Annotated in this window: 21 protein-coding genes; 13 read left to right on the top strand and 8 right to left on the bottom strand. The window is 62.7% G+C overall.

Features of this window, described 5'->3' with window-relative positions; all coding sequences use genetic code 11:
• Positions 1-29: 29 nt before the first annotated feature.
• The 7 genes from EJ076_RS29845 to EJ076_RS29815 all read right to left on the bottom strand — a co-directional run bounded on the left by EJ076_RS29845 (position 30) and on the right by EJ076_RS29815 (position 6,158).
• Entirely contained in the window at positions 30-842 is an 813-nt protein-coding gene (locus tag EJ076_RS29845; RefSeq protein ID WP_126070282.1) for a 3-methyl-2-oxobutanoate hydroxymethyltransferase, read from the bottom strand.
• Positions 843-852: 10 nt separating this feature from the next.
• A complete protein-coding gene (locus EJ076_RS29840; protein ID WP_126070281.1) occupies positions 853-1,635 on the bottom strand; it encodes a hydroxypyruvate isomerase family protein in 783 nt (260 codons plus the stop codon).
• A gap of 1 nt (position 1,636) precedes the next feature.
• A complete protein-coding gene (locus EJ076_RS29835; RefSeq protein ID WP_109661247.1) occupies positions 1,637-1,948 on the bottom strand; it encodes a MocE family 2Fe-2S type ferredoxin in 312 nt (103 codons plus the stop codon).
• Positions 1,949-2,062: 114 nt separating this feature from the next.
• Entirely contained in the window at positions 2,063-2,887 is an 825-nt protein-coding gene (locus EJ076_RS29830; protein ID WP_126070280.1) for an ATP-binding cassette domain-containing protein, read from the bottom strand.
• On the bottom strand, positions 2,887-3,888 hold the full coding sequence (locus EJ076_RS29825; RefSeq protein WP_126071172.1) for an ABC transporter permease: 1,002 nt from the start codon (positions 3,886-3,888) through the stop codon (positions 2,887-2,889). The genes EJ076_RS29830 and EJ076_RS29825 overlap by 1 nt, the downstream gene beginning before the upstream one ends.
• A 174-nt stretch (positions 3,889-4,062) precedes the next feature.
• Complete coding sequence (locus EJ076_RS29820) at positions 4,063-5,043, bottom strand: sugar ABC transporter substrate-binding protein (protein WP_126070279.1); 981 nt, start codon at positions 5,041-5,043, stop codon at positions 4,063-4,065.
• Between the two features lie 95 nt (positions 5,044-5,138).
• The gene (locus EJ076_RS29815; protein WP_126070278.1) at positions 5,139-6,158 is read right to left on the bottom strand and encodes a sterol desaturase family protein; all 1,020 of its coding nucleotides are present in this window, start codon (positions 6,156-6,158) and stop codon (positions 5,139-5,141) included.
• Positions 6,159-6,443: 285 nt separating this feature from the next.
• Between EJ076_RS29815 and EJ076_RS29810 the strand changes: the two genes are divergently transcribed.
• From EJ076_RS29810 to EJ076_RS29750, 13 genes are all read left to right on the top strand, one after another.
• Positions 6,444-7,481 (top strand): LacI family DNA-binding transcriptional regulator, encoded by a 1,038-nt coding sequence (locus EJ076_RS29810; protein WP_126070277.1) that lies wholly within the window; start codon positions 6,444-6,446, stop codon positions 7,479-7,481.
• A gap of 167 nt (positions 7,482-7,648) precedes the next feature.
• The gene (locus tag EJ076_RS29805; protein WP_164548765.1) at positions 7,649-7,852 is read left to right on the top strand and encodes a hypothetical protein; all 204 of its coding nucleotides are present in this window, start codon (positions 7,649-7,651) and stop codon (positions 7,850-7,852) included.
• Positions 7,853-8,333: 481 nt separating this feature from the next.
• Positions 8,334-9,044 (top strand): AraC family transcriptional regulator, encoded by a 711-nt coding sequence (locus EJ076_RS29800; protein ID WP_245462915.1) that lies wholly within the window; start codon positions 8,334-8,336, stop codon positions 9,042-9,044.
• Between the two features lie 321 nt (positions 9,045-9,365).
• Positions 9,366-9,785 (top strand): AraC family transcriptional regulator, encoded by a 420-nt coding sequence (locus EJ076_RS29795; RefSeq protein WP_245462914.1) that lies wholly within the window; start codon positions 9,366-9,368, stop codon positions 9,783-9,785.
• Between the two features lie 196 nt (positions 9,786-9,981).
• On the top strand, positions 9,982-14,826 hold the full coding sequence (locus tag EJ076_RS29790; protein ID WP_126070274.1) for a YadA-like family protein: 4,845 nt from the start codon (positions 9,982-9,984) through the stop codon (positions 14,824-14,826).
• 7 nt (positions 14,827-14,833) lie between these two features.
• Positions 14,834-15,391 carry an invasion associated locus B family protein gene (locus tag EJ076_RS29785; RefSeq protein ID WP_126070273.1) on the top strand — a complete coding sequence of 186 codons (558 nt, stop codon included), beginning with the start codon at positions 14,834-14,836 and terminating at the stop codon, positions 15,389-15,391.
• 13 nt (positions 15,392-15,404) lie between these two features.
• The gene (locus EJ076_RS29780; RefSeq protein ID WP_126070272.1) at positions 15,405-16,070 is read left to right on the top strand and encodes a hypothetical protein; all 666 of its coding nucleotides are present in this window, start codon (positions 15,405-15,407) and stop codon (positions 16,068-16,070) included.
• A 36-nt stretch (positions 16,071-16,106) separates the two neighbouring features.
• Positions 16,107-16,568, top strand: a complete 462-nt coding sequence (locus EJ076_RS29775; RefSeq protein WP_126070271.1) for a DUF4189 domain-containing protein — start codon at positions 16,107-16,109, stop codon at positions 16,566-16,568.
• Positions 16,538-17,101, top strand: a complete 564-nt coding sequence (locus tag EJ076_RS29770) for an invasion associated locus B family protein (RefSeq protein WP_206438747.1) — start codon at positions 16,538-16,540, stop codon at positions 17,099-17,101. The genes EJ076_RS29775 and EJ076_RS29770 overlap by 31 nt, the downstream gene beginning before the upstream one ends.
• 482 nt (positions 17,102-17,583) lie before the next feature.
• Positions 17,584-19,032, top strand: coding sequence for a TolC family outer membrane protein (locus EJ076_RS29765; RefSeq protein ID WP_109659506.1), 1,449 nt, complete (start codon positions 17,584-17,586; stop codon positions 19,030-19,032).
• Positions 19,033-19,071: 39 nt separating this feature from the next.
• Positions 19,072-21,204, top strand: coding sequence for a type I secretion system permease/ATPase (locus tag EJ076_RS29760; RefSeq protein ID WP_109659508.1), 2,133 nt, complete (start codon positions 19,072-19,074; stop codon positions 21,202-21,204).
• A 39-nt stretch (positions 21,205-21,243) separates the two neighbouring features.
• Positions 21,244-22,533 (top strand): HlyD family type I secretion periplasmic adaptor subunit, encoded by a 1,290-nt coding sequence (locus EJ076_RS29755; RefSeq protein ID WP_109659510.1) that lies wholly within the window; start codon positions 21,244-21,246, stop codon positions 22,531-22,533.
• Complete coding sequence (locus EJ076_RS29750; protein WP_109659512.1) at positions 22,523-23,164, top strand: ribbon-helix-helix domain-containing protein; 642 nt, start codon at positions 22,523-22,525, stop codon at positions 23,162-23,164. Before EJ076_RS29755 ends, EJ076_RS29750 begins: the two co-directional genes overlap by 11 nt.
• 55 nt (positions 23,165-23,219) lie before the next feature.
• Here the strand turns inward: EJ076_RS29750 and EJ076_RS29745 are convergent, their stop codons facing one another.
• Positions 23,220-24,161, bottom strand: coding sequence for a transglutaminase-like cysteine peptidase (locus EJ076_RS29745; protein ID WP_126070270.1), 942 nt, complete (start codon positions 24,159-24,161; stop codon positions 23,220-23,222).
• Between the last annotated feature and the right edge of the window lie 12 nt (positions 24,162-24,173).

The raw sequence follows: 24,173 nt of genomic DNA, 5'->3' as shown, positions 1-24,173 counted from the left end.
TGCACGGGTCGCGCGTCCGCAGATAGCCGCTAGAGACCCAGAGAAGCCTTGAAAGCAGAAAGCTGCTCGTCGGTGACGGGGACCACGTGCTGCGGCTCGGGATAGGCGCCGGTTTGCACGTCGGATATGAACTCGCGATAGGCGGCGATGCGCTCGCGCTGCAGCCGCTCATATTCGGCGGCGAAGTTGCGGTAGGTCTTGGCGTGGCGCGGCCTGTGGCCAGCAGTGTGGCCAAGCACGTCCTCGCTGAACAGATACTGTGCGTCGGCATGCGGCCCGGCGCCCATGCCGAGCATGATCAAGGGTGTATTCCGGGTGATCAGTTCGGCAACCCGGTCGGGCACCACTTCCAGCTCGGCGCCGAAGCAGCCGATGGCCTCCAGGCGCTTGACGTGATCCCACACCGCCCGCGCACTCTCGGCCGTCCTGCCGACGGCCTTGAAGCCGCCGGTCCAGGTGCATTGCGAGGGGATCAGGCCGACATGGGCGACGACCGGCACCGCATTGTCGCAGAGCGCCTTCTGGATATCGAGCGAGGCGGCGCAGTAGAAGCAATCGCCGCCGATGCGCATGAAGTGGTAGGCGGTTTTCAGATAATCCTCCGACGTGACCAGATCGCCGGCGGGACCATAGGGTAGCCCGACCTGCACGAAGCAGCGGCCGGCCGCCTCGCGCATCTCTGGCGTGAAGAAGCGGCCCTCGATCGAAAGCATATCGACGCCGGCTGCATCCGCCGCTGCCGCCTCCTCAAGCGAGGTGACGTACAGCATGGAAATCTTTTGTCCGCGGCCCTTCATGGCGCGGATGTCGGCGACGGTGGGGCGGCTGCTCTTGGTGACCATTCTTGTTCCCTCAGACGGTGAAAGCTTCGCGGAAGGCCTGCAGGGCAAATTCGGGATCACCGGAGGCAAACGCCTCCATGCCCACCGGCCCACGGTAGCCCATGTCCTTCAGTGCACGGGCGATGCCGCGATAGTTGATCTCGCCGGTGCCGGGCTCCATGCGTCCGGGCACATCGGCCACCTGGACCTCGCCGATCCACGGCAGGCAGGCGCGGCACAGCTCGATCAGGTTCCCTTCGCCGATCTGCGCATGGTAGAGATCGAGATTGAGGCGCAGGCCCGGCCGGTTGATATCAGACACCAGTGCAAGCGTGTCCTCGGCGCGCCCAAACGGCACGCCGGGATGGTCGACCGGCAGGTTCAAATTCTCCAGCGTGAACGTCACGCCCTCGGCTTCGGCGAGGTCGGCAATGCGGTTCAGCGTGTCGCGCGCCTTGAGCCACATCGCGCCGGTGACGATCTCGCAGGGCGTGACCGGCAGGCCGCCATCGCCCAGTCCGGTACCATGCAGATTGAGCCGCGCGACGCCGAGGCGCTTGCCGACCGCCGCCGTCTCCTTAGCCGTCTTCAGCAATTCGGCGGCACCCTCGTCATCGGCCAGCCGGCCGTGCAAATATCCATTCATGATCGAGAAGGTCGCGCCGGATCTTTCCAGCATTGCGAGATCGTGCTCGGGCCAGTTCCAGAGGCCGACCTGGAAGCCCATTTCGGTGAGGCGCTTGACGCGCCATTCCATCGGCCGGTCGCGCCACAGCATTTCGACGCAAGCCGCAAGCGTAAACGTATCGGACATGTCAGACCTCGATGTACACGCGGCCGTCCTCGACCTTCGTGGTGTAGGTTTTCAGGTTCACGCAGACCGGTGCGCGCAGCGCTTCGCCGGTCCGGTAATCGAACACGCCGTTGTGCTTCGGGCATTCGATCCTGTGTTCCATAACCAACCCGCCGCTCAGATGCACCTTCTCATGCGTGCACAGCCCGTCGGTGCAGAAGAATGCATCGTCGGGGCTACGGTAGATGGCGAATGTCCGGCCCTCGTGATCGAAGCGGATGACGTCCTCTTCCTCGATGTCATCGGTCGCGCACGCATCAATCCACTTTGCCATTGCTGGTTCCTGCAAGCCTGTCTTTGGTTGGTTGAAAAAGGCGGCCGGCGGACCACGCATTCCGCCGGCCGTACAGGAAGATGCCCGGGAGGAGGAGATGGGCGTCTTCACTGGTCACGCATGGCTCGCGCCCTGCGTCGCATGCCCGTTGTCAGCCGCCGAGAAGCTCTCGATCTCGGCTTCAAGCTCGGCCATCTGCTCGCCGCCGGCCATCAGGTCGGTGATCGCCTCGCGGCTCTTCTCGCCCTTGCGAAAGTCGGCGGCCTTTGAGCCTCTGATGAGGACGGCGAAGTGGTCGCCGACGGTCAGGGCATGGACGACATTGTGGGTGATGAAGATCACCGCAATGCCCTTGCGGCGCGCCTGCAGCACAATGCGCAGCACGTGCGCCGCCTCCTTGACGCCAAGCGCCGCGGTCGGCTCGTCGAGGATCAGCACGCTGGCGCCGAAATGCACGGCGCGCGCGATCGCCAGCGCCTGGCGTTCACCACCGGACAGCCCACCGACGAGGCGGTCGCCGTCATCGATGCGGGTGATGCCGAGCTGGCGCATCTCGGTGACGGCGATCTCGTTGGCCCGTTTGCGGTCGTAGATGGTCAGCGGCCCCCAGCGTCGCGTCGGCTCGGCGCCGACGAAGAAGGAGCGGCCGATGCTCATCAGCGGGAATGTCCCGCCGAACTGGTGCACGGTGGCGATGCCATGGTCGCTGGCGTCGCGCGGGCTGTCGAAGGCGACTGATTTGCTGTCCATATCCATCGTGCCCGATGTCGGCTTGTGGACACCGGAGAGGATCTTGATCAGCGTCGACTTGCCAGCGCCATTGTCGCCGAGCAGGCACAGCACCTCGCCTCTGTTGACCTCGAGCGAGATGTCGTGGAGCACATCGATCGGACCGAACGACTTGTTGATTCCAGTCAGCCTGAGCAGGGGCGATGTCATCAGCGAGCCCTCGATTTGGCACGTGGTGCGTAGGTCAGCGCCATGGTGCGGAAGGTGTTGTTCATCAGCACGGCCGCCAACAGCAGGACGCCGATGATCAGGCTTGCCCAGTTGGCGTCGAAGCCGGTGTAGAAAATGCCCTGGTTGACGATGGCGAAGGTCAGCGTGCCGAGCACGATGCCGACGACCGAACCGTAGCCGCCGGTGAGCAGCACGCCGCCGATGACCACCGCGATGATCGAGTTGAAGATGAAGGATTGGCCTGCGGCCACTTGCGCGCTGTTGTAGAGGATCGCCTGTGACATGCCGACAAAGGAGGCGCACAGGCCGCTGCTCATGAACAGGGCGATGGTCACCCGGTCGGTCGGGATGCCGGCGTTGCGGGCGCTGACGGCATCGCCGCCCATGGCCAGGATCCAGTTGCCGAAGCGCGAGAAATTCAGGATGAAGCCGACGATCAGGATGGCGGCGATCCACCAGAACAGCGTCACCTCGAACTTGCCGCCGAGATAGTCGCCGAACAGAAGCTTGGCGGTCGGTCCGCTCTTCAGCGCGACGCTGGTGCTGCCGGAGAGGATGACCGAGAGGCCGAGCGTCAGGCCGGCGAGCGCAAACAGCGTGGCCAGGGTGACGACGAAGGACGGCACCTTGGTGCGGATCACCAGCACGCCGTTGATGAAGCCGACGGCGAGCCCAAGGCCGAGCGCGGCGAGGATGCCGACGATGATCGGCAGGCCGTAATGGCCCGACAGGATGGCGATGGTCATCGAACTGGCGGGGACCATCGAGCCGACGGACAGATCGAGATGCCCGGCGATCATCAGCAGCCCGATCGGAAGCGCGATGATGCCGAGTTCCGAGGCGACGTTGAGCCAGCTCGCGGCGCCGCCGGCCGACATGAAATTGGCGCCGCCGAAGATCGAGAAAAACACCAGAACGGCGACCATGCCGATCAGCGATCCGACTTCGGGCCGGCGCACGAGGCTGCCGATCGAGGGCATCGAAGAGTGCGGGGCGGGCGGCGCGGTGGCTGCCACGGCGGATTGGTGATGGGCTTGGGATGTCATCGAAATGTCCCTGGCTTGAACAACGGGAGCCTGGCGCGGCCAATCGTCGGCGGCGCGTGGCAGATGATGTCCGGCCCGCGAATGGGCCGGACACTCTGTCTGCAGAAGCTAACGGGCGCCGGCCGCGGCACCGGCCATCGTCGCGTCGACATTGGCGGCGTCGACGATTCCCGGTCCGGTCAGCACCGGCTTGGTCGGCAGGTCGAGCCCATAGTTGACGAGGCCGTTCAGTAGCGACACCGCAAGAAAGCCCTGCAGATAGGGCTGCTGGTCGACCGCGAACATTTGCGTACCAGCCTTGATGCGCTGCAGGCCGGTCTCGTCCATGTCAAACGAAGCGAGCTTGACCTTGTCGCCGGCATTGGCCTGGCTGATGGCGTTGGCGGCGCTGTTGGCGTCGCCGGCGCTGATGGTGGTGACACCATCGATGGTGTTGTCCTTCAGCACGGCGGCCTTGATCGCCTCGGCAACCGCGGTCGGGTTGCCGAAGCTGGACGAGGGCAGCGGCAACTGGCTGGATTTGCCGCCGCTCTTGGCGATGGCGTCGGCAATGCCCTTGCAGCGGTCTTCGGTGTTGGTGGCACCGGGCAGTGTGTTGACGCACAGCACGTTCTTGGAGCCATGGCTGCCGTAATAGGCGCCGCCACCCAGACCAGCCGCGTATTCTTCATTGCCGACATAGTTCATGGCGCCGAGCCGCTTGGCCGCGTCCATGCCGCCGGAGTTGTAGATGATCAGCGGCACGCCGGCTGCAACGACTTCCTTGAAGGCATCGTCCATGGCCTCCGGGACCCAGTCGGGGCCGACAATGGCGCTCGGCTTCTGGCTGAGCGCTGTGCGGATCAGCTTGGCCGCGTCCGGACCGAGATTGTCGTAGTTCTGCGGGCCGAGCCAGGTGACCGAGCCGCCGGTCAGCTCGGCGACCTTGCCGGCATCGTCGGCGCCCTTCTTGACCTTCGACCAGAACGGGTCATCCGCCTTGCCGCCGATGACGAAGATCTTCGCCCCGTCAGCCATTGCCGAAGTGGCCGATGTCGCCGCCACGCCCGCAAGCATGATCGCTGTCAGCAGTTTCGTGATCGTTTTCATTTCATTTCCTCCCGGTTGCCGTCGTCAGACGGGTTTAGAAAAAATAATTCATCCGCAGGCGCGCACCTCTCCCGATTGCGCGCCGCGTCATGTGATCAATGGTTCGCCTCGGCTTTGGCGTTCATGCGTTCCTTCTTTTTCTGGAAGCGGGCGTCCATCATGGCTTCGCCCTCCCTGGTGCCGTCGTGCCAGGTGCCGAACCACCGATCGAGCGGGATCAGCCCGTCGCCGCCATAGTTCACCTCGAAATATTTGTGGTGCAGGTAATGCGCGTAGGCGTGGCTATCGACGGCCTTGTCGTCGGTCACTTCCAGCTTGTCGAAGCCGAGATGGCCATTGACGGCACCGAAGCCGGCAACATGCAGCTGGAACAGCGCGACGATCGGATTGGACGGGATGACCAGGTGCCAGAAGGCGACCGCGTGATAGAGGAAGCCTTCCACCGGATGCATCGACAGCGACGACCAGGGCGAGGGGTTGATCGAGTTGTGGTGGACCGAATGGATCCAGCGATAGAGCGGGGCCCAGTGGATCAGGCGGTGGATGAAGAAGAAGTGCACCTCGTGGATGGCCGGCGCGACCAGCACCAGTGCGGCGAGGTAGACCGGATGATCCGCCCAGCCGACCCACGGCACGTAGCCATTGGCAAAACACCAGAGGAAGACGACTTCGACCACGGTCCACAGCGGGATCGTGATGAAGAACGAGCGCAGGAAGTTGTCGAGGTTCTGGCTCTGGAACCAGAACACGTCGGAGGGCGCATCGCCGGGGAATTTGTGGTTGTATTTGAACCGCGTCGCCTGGGTGCGCTTGATGTAATAGCGCAGCTCGAAGATGCCGTAGAAGACGAGGATCGCGGCGGCATTGACGGCATAGAGCCACAGCGCCCAGCCCCAGCTGATCGTCTTCATCGTCTCGACGCCAGGCACGATATAGAACCAGTAGAGCAGCGCCGTGGCCATGTGGAAGGCATTCCACGGCCAGATATAGCCGGGCAGCCATGCCAGGATCTTCGGCAGCCTGGGCGGCCAGTTCCATAACGGCGCCCCCTCGATGCGTCCGTTCGGCTTCCAGTCGCCGCGCTTGTCGCGCACGCCGTATTTGAGATCGTCCATGCAATCCTCCATCCGCAATGCCGCACCCGCAACGCCTTGGGATGGGCCGCACGCGCACGCTGCCTCACACCGCCTGAGAGCGGTGGGCGAAAACCCGTCTGCGCTGTGCTGCTGCTATCCCTGGGCTGGCGGTGCGTCCGCCTTGCTTGCTTTTGACGAGATAAACATCTTGATCCAAAATGAATCAAGAATAGAATGTTTGTTCCAAATGGATTGTGTCATTCATATCAATCTGACGCGATGAATGATATTTTCGTATCAATTGCTACAGGCGGATGAGACGAAATGGATCAGAACAAGCGCCCGACGATCAGGGATGTAGCCGCCGAGGCGAATGTTTCGGTGGCCACCGTCAACCGGGTGCTGAGCGGCGCTGGTGCCGTCCGCCAGGGCACGCGCGAGCGCGTCAGGCTGGCCGCCGAGCAGATTGGCTTCTACGGCATGGGCGCGCTGCGCAGCCGCATAGCGGCCGCACGGCCGCACTACCGCTTTGGCTTCCTGCTGCACCAGCCGGGTCGCGCCTTCTACCGCAACATCGCCGAGGCGCTGCGCGCGGTGGCGCCGGCCATGCCCGACTGCGAGATAGAACTGCGCATCGAGTTTCTCGACGATCTGTCGCCGCAAAACGTCGGAGCGCGCCTGCTGGCGCTCGGTGCCGAATGCGACGCCGTCGGCGTTGTCGCCGCCGTCCATCCGCTGGTCACCCAGGCGGTCGACGCGCTGCAGGCGGGCAACGTGCCGGTGTTTGCGCTGATCTCGCAGATCTCGGCGACGGGTCAGGTTCACTACATCGGACTGGACAACTGGAAGGTCGGGCGCACCGCCGCCTGGGTGTTTGAGCATGTCTGCCGGGCGCCCGGCAAATTGGGCATCCTCGTCGGCAATCATCGCTACCGCTGCCAGGAAATAAACGAAAGCGGCTTCCGTTCCTTTTTCCGCGAGCACGCGCCTGGCTTCACCCTGCTGGAGCCGCTGCTGACCTTCGAATCGAGCGCCATCGCGCAGGAGATGACCGAGAAGCTGCTGAACGAAAATCCGGATCTGTCCGGCCTCTATGTCGCCGGTGGCGGCATCACCGGCACCATCGCGGCGCTGCGCTCCACCGGGCGGGCCGGCAGCCTCGTCGTCGTCGGCTATGAGCTGATGGACTCGACGCGCCCAGCCCTGCTCGACGGCACGCTGACTTTTGTCATTTCGCATCCGCTCGCCCGCATCGCGCAAGAAGCGCTGGCCGGCATGGTCCGCGCCGTCTCCGCCCCGAACGAAGGCGGCAACTTCACGACGATCCTGCCTTTTGAGATCTACACCCGCGAAAACATCTAGCTCATAACGCTAACGCAACGGCATGCATGAGCGGCTGCATGGGCGCGTTGTCCTTCGCTGCTGTTGGTTCTTCAAGGCTTCCTATGCTTTGGTCCCGGATGTAATGTATATCAGCAGGAACAAAATCAACGATTTAACATTTTGATTGATGGCGAGGGGGGCGCCGAATGATGAAGCTCAACTTCGATGGACCTCCTGGTGATGACGCCGCTGTCGACACATCGGCCGAATGCCAACGCCAATTGCTGCCTCTCGTCCGTGAAATCGTCCAGGCGGCAGTCGCTGCCGGGTGGAACCAGGACGATGTTCTTTTGGCCTTTGTGGAACTTGCATGGGATTTGTACGAGAATCGTCGCGATGATCTGCAATGACCGGCCGCGAGCCCTGTAGCTCGGGATTGCCTTTTTGCATGGCCGCCGAGGCCGAGCCGCCGAATTATCCCAGACTCAATGGTGCGCTGCGTTGATCGAGGGACTCTCCATCAAGCAGGAAAAAATGTTCTAGAACTTCCTTTGTCGGCTACATTTTTTCTTCTTATCCCGAACAAAATTTTTTCTTTGCGCACGGGCGTTATTCACTATCCGCGGCATGTGCGTTACGCTTGACTTGGGTCGGGCTAAAAGGGGGATTTCAGGCGGCGGCAAGACGGCTGAGGCGAGGCGAATGAAAAATGCGGACGAGGCTCGGGAAAGCGGCGTTTCCCGGGGCGTCGATCGGACAGCCCGATACGTTTTGGACATCATTCCAGAAAGTGCCGGCCCCAGAAGAGCCACCGCGCGCGGCAGCGTCATCCATTCCGTCCGAGGTCCTGGATCGCAGAAATTCCTGGCCAGAGAACATTCCGCGGGAATTGTGCTGAGGCCAGGACGCAAATTCAGAGCCTCGCTCGGCAGCGACAAGATCACGGAATACGATGCGCCGGTTGGGTGCCTCATCATCAATCCCGCGGGCGTCGACAGCACCTTCGCCTGGTCTGAGACCAGGGAAAACGCCGTCGTCTCCATATCGCCAGAAGCACTGTCGGAACTGGCGGCTCATGAGTCAGATGTCACCGATACAGAGCTCGAGCCGCCTGCCTTCGGCACGGTAGACCTCAGGGCCCTCAACATAGCCCAGATGATCACCGCCGAGCTGACCGGGAAGCTGCCTCCGAACGAGCTCTATCTGGATTCGCTGCTCACCGTGTTCGGCGTGCATCTGCTGCGCACCTACACCAGCCGCGGCAGACCGGCCGTGTCGCCCAAAGGCGGACTCTCCGCTGTTGGCGCTCGACGCGTGCGCGAGTATCTCGACGAGAATTTCGCGCGAAAAGTAATGGTCGCCGAACTCGCGTCGGTCGCGGGGGTTTCCCCCAATCATTTCATAGTCAGGTTCGCCAGGACATTTGGAATGCCGCCGCATCGCTATCTGATCAATCTGCGCCTGGACCTTGCCGAAAAGCTGCTCGTCGATGGCGAGTTGGCGATCGCCGAAGTCGCCTATCTGGCCGGATTTTCGGACCAGAGCCATTTGGCCGCGACCATGAAGAAATACAGGGGGAGAACGCCGACCGGGGCCGGATAGGCTTCGGTCAAAACGAGAGTTCAAGGTACGGCAAAGGACCCGCCCTGCTGATGCATCACCAATGCATGATCAAAGATCGGAATTTCCTACAAAGCTTCCGGTATTTTCCAAAATACATCCGCCACAAACATGCCCAAGCCTGCGTGGGAGCCATTCGCAATACGATGCAGCCTCGACATTATCCGCCACCTGGCCGGATCGATGAATTGAACTGGACTGGCGATGCGGGTGCGGTTCGATCAATCACGAATTGTTTTTCACGGGAACGGGGAGGGAGGCCTCGGGTTGAACTTCATATGGGACGTATCAGGAGACCAAAAAATGCCGGGTGATGATGATTCCCCCGGGTCGGCTTTCGGTACCAATTCGGCGCGGCAACCGACGCTCAATGCCAAAGGCGGGCTTTCCGTTCGCAGCACACGCCGTGTGCAGGAGTTCCTGGACGAGAACTTCACGCGCAAGCTGGCGCTTGCCGAGATGGCTGCGGTTTGCGGGCTTTCCCCCTATCACTTCGTGCGGGCTTTCTCGAGGACATTCGGGATGCCGCCGCATCAGTATGTCCTCGACTTGCGGCTGGATTTCGCTGAAAGACTGCTTGCCGACAGCCGCATGACGATCGCCGACATCGCTCATTCCAGCGGATTTTCAAGCCAGAGCCATTTTACCACCGTCATGAAGAAGTACCGGCAGGTGACGCCGCTGCAGGCACGGATGGGCAAGTTTAACGCGAAGGTTAAATGAGACGGCGCTTACGAAGTTACTTGATCATCATGTTTTAAAGCGATGTCTAAAGTAACTAGCCGTTAACCTCTGTAGTTTTGCTCCGATCTTTTCTCACAAGGCAGCAATTTCGTGAAATACCGCACGCAGGAATCATGTCTTCCTGTCATTGATCGGAATTGTCTGACATTTCGTGCCGGCCAGCGGAGAGGGAACCATGACCGACAATCAGATTTCGAGCGGCTCGCTTCTTGTTCAGCGTCGCGCGGCGCATTTCGCCGGACACTGGATCGCGGGGGCCGATCTGAGCTCCCGCTCGGTTCGCCGCCGCCTGATGGCGGTGTTGCGCATGGCGCATCGTGCGCTCGGCATGCGCCGCAAGAGATCTGGCCTCGGCACGCTCGGCATCGGCAAGACACTGGCGGCGGCGCTGGGTGCGATCGCATTGGGCGGCGTCGCAACGCCAGCGCTGGCACAATATGCCGCTGGCGGCGGATCCGCGACCGCTCCCGAGGCCGTGGCGATCGGAAATGGCTCGACCGCCAGCCTTAACTGGGCCGTAGCGCTCGGCTTCCAATCCAATGCGGCGGCGCAATACAGCGTGGCTATCGGCCGGACTGCGTCGGCCACGGGCGCCGGCGGTGCGGTGGCGATCGGCTCCGGAACAATATCCAACAATGTCAACACGGTAGCGATCGGCGTCAACGCCAGCGCCACGTTGGCCGGCGCCAGCGCTCTCGGCACCTTCGCCGTTGCGTCGGGAGGTAATTCTACCGCCGTGGGCGTCAGTTCGCTGGCCAGCGGCGGCACGTCGTTCGCCGGAGGCTGGGGGTCCCAGGCCACCGGGACGCGCGCCATCGCGATCGGGAGCCAGGCAGTCTCGTCGGGACTGGACACTGTTGCCCAAGGTACCAGCACCATTGCAAACAGCCAAAATGCCATCGCCATCGGCTTCCAGTCCACGGCAACCGCGATAAACGCCGTTTATCTCGGCTCACGCACCGCCGCCGGAACGGGAGCATTGGCCCAGAGCGCCATCGGCATCGGTACGGATGTGACGGCGTCTCAGGCCGACAGCACTGCGATCGGACGCGCGTCCAAGGCAACGGGGACGGCCGCCACAGCGATGGGTCCCACCGCCCGTGCCTGGGGCAACCAGTCGATCGCGCTCGGCGCGGGCGCGATTGCAGGCGTTCAGGCCAACACGGCCCTGCCCAACAGCATCGCCATCGGCACCAATGCGGTCTCTTCCGGCGGTTTCGCCGTTGCGCTCGGCCAGGCCACTCAGGCCACTGCCGATTTTAGCACCGCAATTGGCAATGGGGCGGTGTCGAGTGGAGTTGGTTCTGTCGCGGCGGGATCGGGAGCCCAGGCCACGGACGTCTCCACCACAGCGCTCGGCAACAACGCAGCGGCGACCGCCGCGAACGCAAGTGCGCTGGGACTGGGCGCCACGGCTAGCGGGACGTACTCCACTTCGCTTGGTGCCACCTCCAAGGCAACCGGTGCCCGCGCGTTCGCCGGTGGCCGTTCGTCCACTGCCGGAGGCGACGATTCCATCGCCATTGGCACGACGGCTGTTGCGACAGCGGCGAGCTCGATGGCAATCGGAGCGGGCGCGGTGACACTCGACGTAAATGCCATCGCCATTGGCACCGCGGCCGGCGCGGAGTCCGCCGACTCCGTCGCTATCGGCTCGGGAGCGTCAGCCGCTGGCGGCCAGGCCGTTTCCATCGGCGCCGGCAACACAGCCTATGGCGATGGCGCGGTCTCGATTGGTGACCCGAGCTATGCCAGCGGCACCGGCGCCTTCACCGGCGGCGCCAACAACATCGCCAACAGCGACGGCACGGCGAGCGCCACCGCAGCCAATACGGCCAACGGCGCTGTCGCCATCGGCAACAGCAACAAGGCGATCGGGCAAGGTTCCGTGGCGCTGGGCAACGGCTCCACGGCGGGTGCTGCCGGTCTTGCGGGCAATGTCGCGCTGGGCAATGGCGCGACGGCGGCGGCAAGCTCCGGCGACGTGGCGCTCGGCTCGGGCTCGGTGACCACCACGGCGGTCGGCACGGCCAGCGGGGTGGTCAACGGCACGACCTACGCCTTCCAGGGCACCAACCCGACCTCGACGGTCAGCATCGGCGCGCCCGGCGCCGAACGCACCATCACCAACGTCGCCGCGGGGCGGATCAGCTCGACGTCGACCGACGCCATCAACGGCTCGCAGCTCGCCGCCACCAACCAGGCGGTCGACGCCATCGGCGCCGTCGTCAACAACCTCAATGTCGGCGGTGGCATCAAGTATTTCCACGCCAATTCGACGCTGGCGGACTCGTCGGCGACGGGTACGGATTCGGTCGCGATCGGACCTACCTCGACCGCGTCAGGGACGAGCTCCATCGCTGCCGGTACCAATGCGACTGCCTCCGACGTTAACGCGTCGGCCATCGGCACCGGCGCCGTGGCATCGGCCCTCGACGCGACGGCGTTGGGGTACATATCCAAGGCCTCAGGCCAATACAGCACCGCCATCGGCGCCAACGCCAATGCAACAGCCACGTCCAGCACGGCGATCGGCCAGAACTCATTTGCGACAGGCATTCAAGCGACCGCTCTTGGCGTGGGAGCGAATGCCGGCGCCCAAAATGCGGCCGCTCTCGGCGCGGGAGCCAATGCCGGCGCCCAGAACGCGATCGCGCTTGGCGCTCTCTCCGTCGCCAGCAATGCGGGCGACGTGGCGCTCGGCTCGGGCTCGGTGACCGCCGTGGCGGTCGGCACGCCCAGCGCAGTGATCAACAGCACGACCTATGCCTTCCAGGGCACCACGCCGACCTCGACGGTCAGCGTCGGCGTGGCCGGAGCCGAACGCACCATCACTAATGTCGCCGCAGGGCGGATCAGTGGATCCTCGACCGATGCGATAAACGGGTCGCAACTCGCCGCCACCAACCAGGCGGTCGACGCCATTGGCACTACGCTCAACAACGTCGGCGGATCCGTAACCAATCTCGGCAACACGCTCAACAACATCGCCGGCGACACCTCGACCGCTTACACCGACGCCAACGGCATCGGCATCCGCTATGCCCGCACCAACGAGGCCGGGCTGGCGCAGACAGATTCCTTCGCCCAAGGGGTCGGCTCCACCGCCGTCGGCTACCAGGCGACCGCGACCGGCGTCAGCGCACTGGCGCTCGGCCGCGACAGCAACGCCAGCATCGACGGCAGCGTGGCGCTCGGCTCGGGTTCGGTCTCCGATCGCGCGATCGCTCCGGCTACAGGGCAACTGCCCGCCGGCCCTTCCAACTTCATCCAGTACAACACCACCGACAAGACGCTGCTCGGCGCCGTTTCGGTCGGCGACGCCACCTCCTACCGGCAGATCACCAATGTGGCCGACGGCACGCAGGACCAGGACGCGGTGACGGTACGCCAGTTGCAGGGCGCGATCGCGTCCGTCTCGGTCACCTCGACGAAATACTTCCATGCCAATTCGGTGGCGGGCGACTCGCTCGCGGTCGGGGCAGAGTCGGTCGCGGTCGGCCCGACCACGGTCGTCAACGGTGACAACGGCATCGGCATCGGCAATGGCGCCATCGTCGACCAGACAGCACCCGGCGGCACGGCCATCGGCCAGAATGCCCATGTGATGCTGGCCGACGGGCTGGCGCTCGGCACCAATTCGCTGGCGTCCGGCATCCAGTCGGTGGCGCTCGGCGCCGGCGCCCAAAGCACCTTCATTAACAGCGTGGCGCTCGGCGCGCAGTCCATCACCTCGGTCGGCGCACAGGCCGGCTACACGGCCTTTGCCTTGATCGCCCCCCAGACCTCGGTCGGCGAGGTGTCGATCGGCGGCGCGGGAGCCGAACGCAAGCTCACCAACGTCGCGGCGGGTTCGGCCGATACCGACGGCGTCAACGTCTCGCAGCTGCGCGGCGTGACGCAAAACGTCACCAACCTGTTCGGCGGCGGCACCACGGTCAATCCCGACGGCTCGATCACCGGCCCGACCTACACCGTCCAGGGCAACACCTACACAACCGTCTATGACGGGCTCACGGCGGTCGACAACGCGCTGACCAACATCACCAATGGCGGCGGCATCAAGTATTTCCACGCCAATTCGACGCTGGCCGACTCCACCGCCAGCGGCACCGACAGCGTCGCGATCGGACCGGCCAGCGTGGCGAGCGGCACCAACAGCCTCGCTGCCGGCAATGGCTCGACTGCTACGGGCCAAGGCGCGGTGGCGCTCGGCCAGGGCGCCAAGGCCAACAACGCCAATGACGTGGCGCTGGGTTCGGGCTCGGTGACGCAGGCCGCGGTCGGCACGTCCAGCACCGTTATCAACGGCAAGACCTACGCCTTTGCCGGCACCACTCCGATCGGAACCGTCAGCGTCGGTGCCGCCGGCGCCGAGCGGACGATCACCAATGTCGCCGCCGGACAGGTCAATGCCGGCAGCACCGATGCGATAAACGGCTCGCAGCTCTACGCCACCAACACGGCGGTCGAGGATTTGAAATCGGGCCTCGGATCGCTCAGCCAGAACGCGGTGACGTATGACACCAATCCGGACGGCAGCAAGAAGAACAGCATCACGCTGCAGGGCGGCGACGTCAACGCGCCGGTCGTCATCTCCAATGTCGGTCCCGGCGTTGCCGGCACCGACGCGGTCAACGTCAACCAGCTGAACCAGGGGCTGGCCACGAGCATCAACACGTCCAATACCTATACCGACAAGGTGGCGGCCACGACCTTGCAACAGGCCAACAACTACACCGACCAGAAGCTCAGCCAGCTCAATACGGACATCGGCGGCATACGCGACGAAGCCCGGCAGGCGGCGGCAATCGGGCTCGCCGCGGCCTCGCTGCGCTACGACGACCGGCCCGGCAAGTTGAGCGTCGCGGCAGGCGGCGGCTTCTGGCGGGACGCCGGCGCCTTCGCCTTTGGCGCGGGCTACACCAGCGAGGACGGCCGCATCCGCGGCAATGTGTCGGGCACGGCGGCGGGCGGAAATGTCGGCGTCGGCGCCGGCATCAGCTTCACGCTGAACTGAGGCAGGAATGAAAGGACTTGTTGCCCTGACCTGCCTGGCGCTCTGCGGCGGCCTCGTGCCGGCTGCCGGGCAGGTTGCGTCGCCCTACAGGATCAAGCCTTCGGACGTGGTGGTTCCTCCCGATGTGAAACTGGGGGAGTACCAGCGCACCATCCGTCCCTTCGAGAACTGGACGCTGATCTGCGACGAGAACCTCAAAGCGCGCAAGAAGGTCTGCAATGTCTCGCAGGTGATCGAGGACGCGTCCGGCAAGATGGCCTTCAGCTGGTCGCTTGCCGCCACGCAGGATGGCAAGCCCTACATGATCCTGCGCACCGCTCCGAACGCCAAAAGCGACGGCCTGGTGTCGCTGAGGTTCGATGGACAGGCGCAGCCGATCGATGTGCATCTGAACGGCTGCAACGAAATGGTCTGTGTCGGCATGTTGCCGGTCGGACGGGTGATGCGCCGACAGATATCGCAGAGCGCGACGCCGGCGATCTCCTACTCGACCGTCGACGGTCAGACGATCACCGTGGCCGCAACGCTCAAGGGGCTGTCAGAGGCCCTTTCACCACTCAAATAACCGGGGCACCATTATGAGCCAGCAGGATCAGTTCACGTCCGCAAAACGCACCCCGACCGTCGAGGCGGATCGGCAGAGGCGGGTCGAGCCCTCGCGGCGACGCTGGCCGCGCGTCGCCGGATATTCAATGCTGGGGCTGGTGGTCGCGGGCCTCGGCTTCGCCGCCGGGAACTATGCCGCGATCGCAAATCTGGTCGGCGGCGCGACGGCGGCACAGGCTTCGACGCCGTCGCCTGCACTTCCGGACACGCCTTTCCTCGAGCACGTCAAGCAGGCCGGCGTGCAGGCCTGTTCGACCGTCTATCCGGTGCTCGGACAGATTTTGACGACCGGCACGAAATACAGCGTCAAATCACTGTGGAACGACCAGGCCGCCGACAAGCATGCCGTCCAGGCCTTTGTAGGCATGGACTATGCGTCGGAACGCTATAGCGGGCCGGCTGCCGGCATCGTTTTCGCATCGCCCACCGCTTCGGGTTGCGAAGGAGCGATGGTGCGGGTGGCGCCATTCGCCAGCCCGTGCGCCGACATCCCGTCCATTCTGCCGCAGGGCAGCAAGATTACCGACCACCTCGGGCAGGTCGAGGTCTACGAGCTCGGCGGCAACGCGGGGGAAGCGCTTCTCCTGCCAACGGGCAAAAGCTGTGTGGTGATCTCCGTCGCTTCGGCGGCGAAGTAAGGCGATGCGACTGGGTTAAGGAAAGGGGTGCCGACCATGAGATTGCGGGCTTTGGCAGTTTTGGGCTTGACCTTGTTGTGGAGCGGACAAGCCGTCTCGGCCGACCTTGTGGCGCCGTCGGAGCCGCAGCAAGAGGAAAAAGGCATCTGGGCGGCCATCGCCTATTCGCAGGCCGATACCAAATACGGCTTCTTCTGGGGCGCCGACAAACGGCAGGAGGCGAAGGACATCGCGCAGAAATATTGCGAGAATGCGGGCGGAAAAGCCTGCAATGTCGTCGCCGTCTTCCGCAACCATCGCCATTGGGATGATGACGACGAAACCGGCTTTCCCTACAAGCACTGCGGTGCGCTCGCCGTGGCGGATAAAGTCGAGAACCGTTTCACGCCCTGGGGTGTAAATTCGGCCGAGACCCGCCGGGACGCGGAGGATCTGGCGTTGCAGGCCTGCGAGGCGACAGGAGAAAAATGCAAGATCCGCGAGTGGGTCTGCACATGAAGTTTGGCCCAAAGGCCGTCTCCGCATGTGGGGCAATCCTATTTTCGTTGATGTCGCCGGCGTCGGCGCAGCAACAGGTGGCGGCTGTCCCGGATGGACCGTCGTCGCTGCGCGAAGTCTATCAGGACTGGAGCGTGGCTTGCTCTGTCCAGGAGAATGCGAGGGTCTGCTCGCTTTCGCAGGACCAGGTCCAGAAGAATGGCCAAAGGCTCCTCGCCGTGGAGATACAGAGACGCGCGGACGGGTCGACGATGGCTACCTTGCTTCTGCCCTTCGGCATCTTGCTTGATTCCGGCGTGGCGCTGCAGATCGACGATCAGCCGCCACAGCCCCCGCAGCGCTTCAGGACCTGCCTGCCAACGGGTTGCCTCGCGGTGTTTGCCATTGACCGGTCGGTGCTTGGAAAGATGAGGGGAGGCGAGGTGCTGAAGCTCAATGTCACGACAGACGCCGAGACGCCGCTGACATTTCCGGTGTCGCTGCACGGTCTGACCGCGGCGCTCGACCGCATGGTGGCGTTGGGCGCGAATTGACGCCAAACGGGCAGCCCGCGACCAAAAAATGTGTTTTCCGGGGCGGAGTCGCTGCTACCAAGCCATGCGGCCGTGACGGGCGAGGTCTCCGGCATGGCGAGCACGCCGGCCGCCGTCGATAGCGTATTTTTCGACACGCCACCTGGCGTGGCACTGTCCAAAACAGCGATCCAACTCTGGATTAGTCGTCAATAGCGACTGTTCGCGTCTGCTACGATTCTGCCCGCATTGGCCGGCGGCCCTCATGTTTTTGCGGTTTCCGACACGTGACAGCGCCGGGATGCAACCGCAGCGGGTCGATGTTTATGTGCTATTTTTGCTACATCCCGCAGCCTTGTAGCGCGAATCAGCTCTTTTAGTGTTATCTAAATTAATAATCACTCACATATTTCGTGAATCTGTTGGATAGTTCTCCAACGGCAGCCCCTGGGCTTGGTTGTAGCGCTGTGAAAAGGCGCTGGGGAAACGTTAGGGTGGGTTGAATGAATACGACAAGCGTGTCGACCATAGGCAAGCGCCTTGGTCTCTTGATGGCGGCCACCATGCTGACCTGCGCGAGCGCTCATGCGCTCACGCTCAAGGAGGCGATGGCTGTTGCGGTGGAATCCAATCCCGAGATTGGACAGGCAATCGAGAACCGCGAAGCAATCGAGTTCGAGCTGCGGCAGGCCAAAGGCCTTTATCTTCCCAGTGTCGATGTCGAGGCATCGGCTGGCGTTCGCCGGCTCGACAATCCATCCAGGCGCTCGCTTTCCATACAAGACGATGCGCTCTATCCAGCTGAAACGGATCTTACCGTTTCGCAGACGCTTTATGACAGCGGCGCAAGGCGGGCCGAATTGAACCGCCAGGCATCGCGCGTCGATGGCGCTTCATTCCGGGTGCTGGAACGGTCCGAATTCATCGGGCTGTCCGTTGTCCAGGACTACCTGGAGTACATGCTGCAGGCGTCGATTGTCGCCGAAGCGAAGAAAAATCTCGGCTTCCATCAGGCAATTCTCGGCGACATCCGGCAAGGCATCTCGGGCGGCGCGCTGAACGAGGCCGACCGGCAACAGGCCGAGGAACGGCTGTTCGCCGCCAAGGCGCGCATGCAGGAGGCGACCGAGGAACTGGAAGCGGCCAAGATCCGCTTCTTCAAGACCGTCGGAAAGCCGCTGATCAGCCCTTCGAGACCGGGCGACGTCTCGGCCGCACTCCCGCGCTCGCTTGACGAGGCAATAGGGTTGGCGCGCGAAAGCAATCCGCGCGTGCACATGGCCAACAGCGACATCGATGCGGCGGCCTCCCTCGTGGACGCTGCGCGGGCAAAATTTGGCCCCTCCATCATCGCTGAAGGTGTCGCCCGGGCAGGAACTGACATTGACGGTGACAATGGCGACACTTCCGACCTGCAAGCGCGCGTGGTCCTGCGCTGGAACCTCTACCGCGGTGGCATCGATAAGGCCAATGAGCAGGAGCAGATCCGCCGCACCAGTGAACAGCGTCTCGCGCTGCATCAGGTCCAGCGCGAAATCGAGGAAGCTGTTCGCACCTCATGGGATCGCCGGTTCCGGCAAGCCGATCTGGCAAAGACCCTGAGGCAACAGGCCGCCGCCAATGAGAAGCTGGTCGCTTCCTATCGCGAGCAGTTCAAAGTCGGACAGCGCTCGCTGCTCGACGTGCTCGATGCGCAGAATACGCGGTTCAACACGGCAACGCTGGCGGACACCGCTTCCTATGCATCGCTGTTTGCCCAGTACCGGCTTCTGGCCGCGACCGGACAGCTGCTGAAAACGATGAACCTTCAGCCGGCAAAGCAAGCGACGGCCTATGCACGAGCCGAGTTTGCAGCACCGGAAACCGCAGACACGGAAACCTATGCGCGGACGCCATCGGAGCAGAAGAACGACCTGCCTTTCGATATCCTCGCCCCAGTGAGGAAGAAATAAGACGGCACAAGGTCCAGCGAGAGTCCTGACGGGCAGATCGTGAACCAGCAACCCAACATCCTCTCCCCCAAGGAGGCGTTCAAGGCCTGCTTCTCAGCCGTTGCCGGATATCTCGGCAGGCCGAGCGCGGAGACCGTGCTGTTTGCCGGCGTGCCGCTCTCGGACACGCGAATTGAAGTCGACGACATCAGGCACCTTGCCGAGCGCATCGGCCTGGAAGTGACCGAGTTCAGCCACCGCGACTTTCTGAGAGGACGCGTAGACCTTCCCGCCATCGTCTTTCGCGTCAGCCAGTTGCCGGTCGCCCTGCTCGCCCAAACCGAAGCCGGTGCATACATCACCGCGCCGCAGGAAGACGGCCGCACCGCAATCGACAGATCGGAACTCGCCGCCAGCTATATCAGCGGTGGCGTATCCTTCTCGATAACCTACGCCAACGCCGCCGAAGGCATGACGGTCGGCTCGGCAGCCAAGATCGAGAGAAGACACTGGCTGACCGGAACGATGGGCGCTTTCTGGCGGACCTATTCGAAGGTCGTTCTGGCGGCGGTGTTCATCAATGTGCTGGCCATAGCCTCGCCGATCTTCACCATGAACGTCTACGACAGGATACTGCCCAATAAGGCAGTGTCGACGCTGTGGGTCCTGGCGATCGGCATTGGCGCTGTCATCCTGTTCGACCTGCTCTTGAAGACGGCCAGGGCTTCACTCATCGACTATGCAGGGCGCAAAGCGGATCTTCGGATATCCTATCTCCTGTTCGAGAAAGTGCTGAACTCGTCGCTGTCGGCGCGTCCCGGCTCGACCGGTGAATACGCAAACAGGGTCACGCAATATGAGTTCGTCAGAGAGTTCTTCACCTCGAACACCATCAGCGTGTTCATCGACACGGCATTCGTCTTCATCTTTCTTCTTGTCATCTACGCGATAGGCGGCTGGCTGGTGATCATACCGGCGCTGGCCTTCGTGATGTCGGTTATCGTCGGCTTGATCACCCAGCGCCGCATCGGCAAGCGCGTCGCTGCGTCGATGAACGAAGCTTCGCAACGCCAGGCCCTGTTGGTTGAATCCATCTCCACGCTGGAGACCATCAAGTCGCTGCGCGCCGAGGCGTATCTGCTGCGAAAATGGGGGGAGCACTCCAAGAACGCCGCCAACACGTCCGAGAAGATCAAGCAGCTTTCGGCGGCCGCGGGCAACATAACCCAGTCCATACAGCAACTGGTGACCGTCGCTCTGGTCGTGGCCGGCGCTTATGCCTTCTCGGAAGGGCATGTCTCGACGGGAGCAATCATAGGAACGGTGATGCTGGCGAGCAGGGCTGTAGCGCCGCTCGGCCAGATCGCCATCACCCTGTCCCGGTTTCGCCAGGCCATGCTCTCGTTGAGAATGGTGAACTCGATCATGGCTCAACCGGAAGACCGACCGGAAACGGTGGGTTTCGTCAACCGCCCCATTCGCAAGGGGGCGATGGTGTTCAGGAATGTCGGGTTTGTCTATCCGGGCTCCGAAAACGAGGTTTTGACCGGCCTGAATTTCTCGGTCAAGCCGGGTGAGCGGATCGGCATCATCGGCCGCATAGGATCGGGAAAGACGACGATGGGCCGGCTGATCGGCAGGCTTTTCCTGCCGACCTCCGGTGAGCTGCTGCTGGACGGGATCGATATTCGCCAGTATCACCCGTCCGAGGTTCGCGCCGCGGTCGGCATCGTTGCGCAGGCTGGCGATCTGTTCTCGGGCACCATCAAGGAGAACCTCCTGATGGCATGCCCCGAGGCTACCGATGAGCAGATCATCGAGGCGGCAAAGGCGGCTGGCGTCGACGATTTCGTCTCACGCCACCCGCGCGGCTACGACATGAATGTCGGCGAGCGCGGCACCAATCTTTCAGGCGGCCAGAGGCAGACGGTGGCGATCGCACGCCTGCTGCTGACCAAACCGAAAATCGTCTTTCTGGATGAGCCGTCGGGCTCGATGGATCTCGCATCGGAACGCCAGTTGATCAAGCAGCTCAAAGTCGCCTTTGACCGCGACACCACGCTGATCGTCTCGACACATCGCTTCAGCATGCTTGAACTGGCCGACCGCCTGATCGTTATCGAACAGGGCAAGATCGTTGCTGACGGACCGAAAGACCAAGTCATACAGGCGTTGCAGAAAACAAGCGCCTGACAAGACAAATATTGCATCCAATGCGTTGGGGCGTGGGAAATGCTTGCCAGAGAAGATCGACCGCCGCTGTTTGCGTCGGCGTCCATATTCATCATCGGAGCGCTCTTCGTCGTTTTTGTCGCCTGGGCGTCCTTTGCCGAAGTCGATGAGATCGCACGCGGCGACGGCAAGGTCATACCCGCTTCCAAGACCCAGATCATTCAGGCGAGCGAAGCCGGTGTCGTTCAGGAAATCGCCGTGACGATTGGCCAGATCGTCAAGAAGAACGATCTCATCATTCGCCTGGACAACACGCTCAACACGTCCAGTCTTGGCGAGCAGCAGGCCAAGGCGCGCGCGCTGGAAGTGCGCATAGCAAGGCTGAAATACGAACAGGCCGGCAATCTCTCCGGCCCATTTCCGTGCCCGCCGGACATTCAGTCAGTCGCTCCGCAAATCTGCGACAATGAACAGAAGCTGCTCATCGCCCGACGCGAGAACTTCGACAACAAGCTGTCCGTGCTCAAGTCACGCCTTGACCAGCGCGAGAGGGAACTGGCCGAGGCGGTGGCCAATTCCGACCGTCTGACCAAAAACCTGGTGGTCAGCGACCAGGAGGCAAAACTGGTCGACGCGATGGTCAAGAAAGGCCTGATGGCACGGACCGAGCAACTCCGGGTAGAGCGCGAACAGACCGAACTCAACGGCCAGTTGAACCTGGCCGGCGAAACAATAAAGAAGATCAAATCGTCGATTACGGAAGCTCAGCTTCAGGTCGAAGAACTCGGCCTGCAACTGCAGCAGGAGGCATTGGACGACCTTACCCAGGCGCTGGCGGACCTTTCTGTGGTGGACGAAACCATAAGGGGGGCCACCGACAAGGTCGCGCGCACCGATATCCGGTCTCCGGTGGACGGCATCGTCAACACGCTGGAGCTGAACACGGTCGGGGCCTTCGTCCAGCCTGGTGCTGTCGTGGCCGGCATCGTGCCAACCTCCGAGACCTTGCTTGTGGAGGCACGGGTCTCGCCACGGGATGTCGCGTTCATCCGTCCCGACCAGGAAGCACTTATCAAGGTCACTGCCTATGATTTCTCGATCTTCGGCGGCATCGAAGGCAAGGTCTCTAACATTACGGCTGACAGCTTGGTCGATCAGAAGACAGGGGAACCCTATTACCAGGTGCGCGTGTCGACGGACAAATCGACACTTGAGAGAGACGGCAAGGCCTACTCGATCATCCCCGGAATGATCTGTTCAGTCGACATCAAGACCGGGCGCAAGACGATCCTGCACTACCTCTTGAAGCCGATCAACAAGGCACGTGAGGAGGCGATGAGTGAGCGGTAGTGCCAGCTTTCACCATCCTGATGGCGAGCGGCTGCTTCCTGCGGTCACGGCCCAGGATTTTGGGCTGGAATTTCGGGTTGTGGCACGTGGCGGCATACGACGCGGCATCCGTCTGGAGCGGGCATTCTGGATGTCGCTGAAGCAGATGGCTGAAAGCAGGAAGTGCACGATCGGCATGCTCATCGATGAGATCGCCGAAAGCCAGGCACAGACAGGTAACCTGACATCCGCGATCAGGGTGGCTTGCATGCGTGGATTGGCGGACGAAAACCTGACTTTGCGAAGGCTTGCATCGATCAATACCATCAGCGCTATACTGCTCGCTTGCCCGTCACCGGCCTTTGCCCTGGCTTCATCGAAGAAGATCCTGACGTTCAACGCGCCGTTCCAGCAACTGGTCAAGCGTCAATTGCCGATCGTTCCAAACGATGATGCCCGGCACGACCTCAAGCTGGCGCTGGACCTCAATGTGGCCGACATCTTCGCGCGGCTCGACGCCAATGGCGAAGCGCCCGTGGCTACCGGTTTTGTCATCGGTGCCGGTGACCGTCGATACCGAGGGCAGTTGAATGTGGTGAGGGCTCCGGTGGTCGAGCCGGAGTTGCTGATGGCGTTCGTCTTCGGCGGTTAGACCACAGATAGACTGTCCCCCCGCGCCGGAATGCATCGCACAATCTTGCCGAAACCTATGGCTGAAAACCTTCGCCAGGTGCGACGGTTGCGAAACCGCCTTTGATGTCAGCCATCTGGGCTCCGCCCGGTCTCGAGCCGTGGATCCAGGCCCGGTCCGTGCTGAACGAATAGAGCGGAACGTAATCCGGGAGATCGCTATCGCGCATAACGGTGTTGCTGAGGCTGTCGAGAATGAAGGTGCCGCTGCCTGTGCTCACCGAGAGTACAGCGTGAAAGAATCCTCGCTTGCGGTCCTGGAGAACAACGAGCGCCATGCTTTGCGTTGGAATGCCAGCCCTCAGCAGAGCCGTCATCTTGAGGATGGCAAAATCCTCGCAGTCGCCGGCGCGCCGCTCGAGAATCTCCGAAGGCTTCGCCCAATAGTCGAGTTTGCCGTAGACGACGCTGTCTTTCCGGTAGGCGATCAGGCGATTTACGCTGCTGTTGACGAAAGATAGTTTCTCGCTGAATCCCTTGCCCTGAGCGGCGGAGACCATGTCGGCAAAAGCCGCGCTCTTGCGCTCGCAGGCGCTGCCTGCCGAGCAGGCGGTGATGGCCCGGTAGACGGGTGTCCAGCGCGCCGCGACGGGAAAATTGCGCATCGACAAGGCAACCGATCCGAACACGCCCGGAATGATCGACGCCGTCTGCACCGGATCTATCCCGGCCCCGCCTTGTGCCACTGACGAGCCATCCCCGCGGTCGCCAACCGCCGCGCCATAGCTGCCGAAAACCATGCCGATCCGGTAAGGGGCCACAGGCTGCCAGGGCTGAGGCCTCGCCAGCGAAACACCGCCGAGACAGGGCGGCGTCTGGACCTTTTCCAGAGCCGTGCCGGGTGCGGCGACCTCGCCGGAAACGGCCTTCGCGAAGGATGGCCCCGCCAGGCCGACAAGCCCGATTGCCAGCAAGAGCACCTTGAGCCTGGTTTTTCCCAGGGAGTATTCTTTTTTCATAACGCCCACCTT

The organism is Mesorhizobium sp. M7D.F.Ca.US.005.01.1.1, from assembly GCF_003952545.1.
Lineage (GTDB): Bacteria > Pseudomonadota > Alphaproteobacteria > Rhizobiales > Rhizobiaceae > Mesorhizobium > Mesorhizobium loti.
Note: the sequence above shows the minus strand (reverse complement) of the source record. Positions and strands in the feature narration are given on the sequence as shown.

Bases quoted from the DNA above. Each gene is read 5' to 3' on its own strand.
- EJ076_RS29835 (WP_109661247.1), bottom strand. From the start codon at position 1,948: ATGGCAAAGTGGATTGATGCGTGCGCGACCGATGACATCGAGGAAGAG.
- EJ076_RS29780 (WP_126070272.1), top strand. From the start codon at position 15,405: ATGAGCCAGCAGGATCAGTTCACGTCCGCAAAACGCACCCCGACCGTC.
- EJ076_RS29745 (WP_126070270.1), bottom strand. From the start codon at position 24,161: ATGAAAAAAGAATACTCCCTGGGAAAAACCAGGCTCAAGGTGCTCTTG.
- EJ076_RS29790 (WP_126070274.1), top strand. From the start codon at position 9,982: ATGACCGACAATCAGATTTCGAGCGGCTCGCTTCTTGTTCAGCGTCGC.
- EJ076_RS29825 (WP_126071172.1), bottom strand. From the start codon at position 3,888: ATGCCCTCGATCGGCAGCCTCGTGCGCCGGCCCGAAGTCGGATCGCTG.
- EJ076_RS29755 (WP_109659510.1), top strand. From the start codon at position 21,244: ATGCTTGCCAGAGAAGATCGACCGCCGCTGTTTGCGTCGGCGTCCATA.
- EJ076_RS29805 (WP_164548765.1), top strand. From the start codon at position 7,649: ATGATGAAGCTCAACTTCGATGGACCTCCTGGTGATGACGCCGCTGTC.
- EJ076_RS29820 (WP_126070279.1), bottom strand. From the start codon at position 5,043: ATGAAAACGATCACGAAACTGCTGACAGCGATCATGCTTGCGGGCGTG.
- EJ076_RS29830 (WP_126070280.1), bottom strand. From the start codon at position 2,887: ATGACATCGCCCCTGCTCAGGCTGACTGGAATCAACAAGTCGTTCGGT.
- EJ076_RS29840 (WP_126070281.1), bottom strand. From the start codon at position 1,635: ATGTCCGATACGTTTACGCTTGCGGCTTGCGTCGAAATGCTGTGGCGC.
- EJ076_RS29765 (WP_109659506.1), top strand. From the start codon at position 17,584: ATGAATACGACAAGCGTGTCGACCATAGGCAAGCGCCTTGGTCTCTTG.
- EJ076_RS29845 (WP_126070282.1), bottom strand. From the start codon at position 842: ATGGTCACCAAGAGCAGCCGCCCCACCGTCGCCGACATCCGCGCCATG.
- EJ076_RS29785 (WP_126070273.1), top strand. From the start codon at position 14,834: ATGAAAGGACTTGTTGCCCTGACCTGCCTGGCGCTCTGCGGCGGCCTC.
- EJ076_RS29810 (WP_126070277.1), top strand. From the start codon at position 6,444: ATGGATCAGAACAAGCGCCCGACGATCAGGGATGTAGCCGCCGAGGCG.
- EJ076_RS29775 (WP_126070271.1), top strand. From the start codon at position 16,107: ATGAGATTGCGGGCTTTGGCAGTTTTGGGCTTGACCTTGTTGTGGAGC.
- EJ076_RS29795 (WP_245462914.1), top strand. From the start codon at position 9,366: ATGCCGGGTGATGATGATTCCCCCGGGTCGGCTTTCGGTACCAATTCG.
- EJ076_RS29815 (WP_126070278.1), bottom strand. From the start codon at position 6,158: ATGGACGATCTCAAATACGGCGTGCGCGACAAGCGCGGCGACTGGAAG.
- EJ076_RS29770 (WP_206438747.1), top strand. From the start codon at position 16,538: ATGCAAGATCCGCGAGTGGGTCTGCACATGAAGTTTGGCCCAAAGGCC.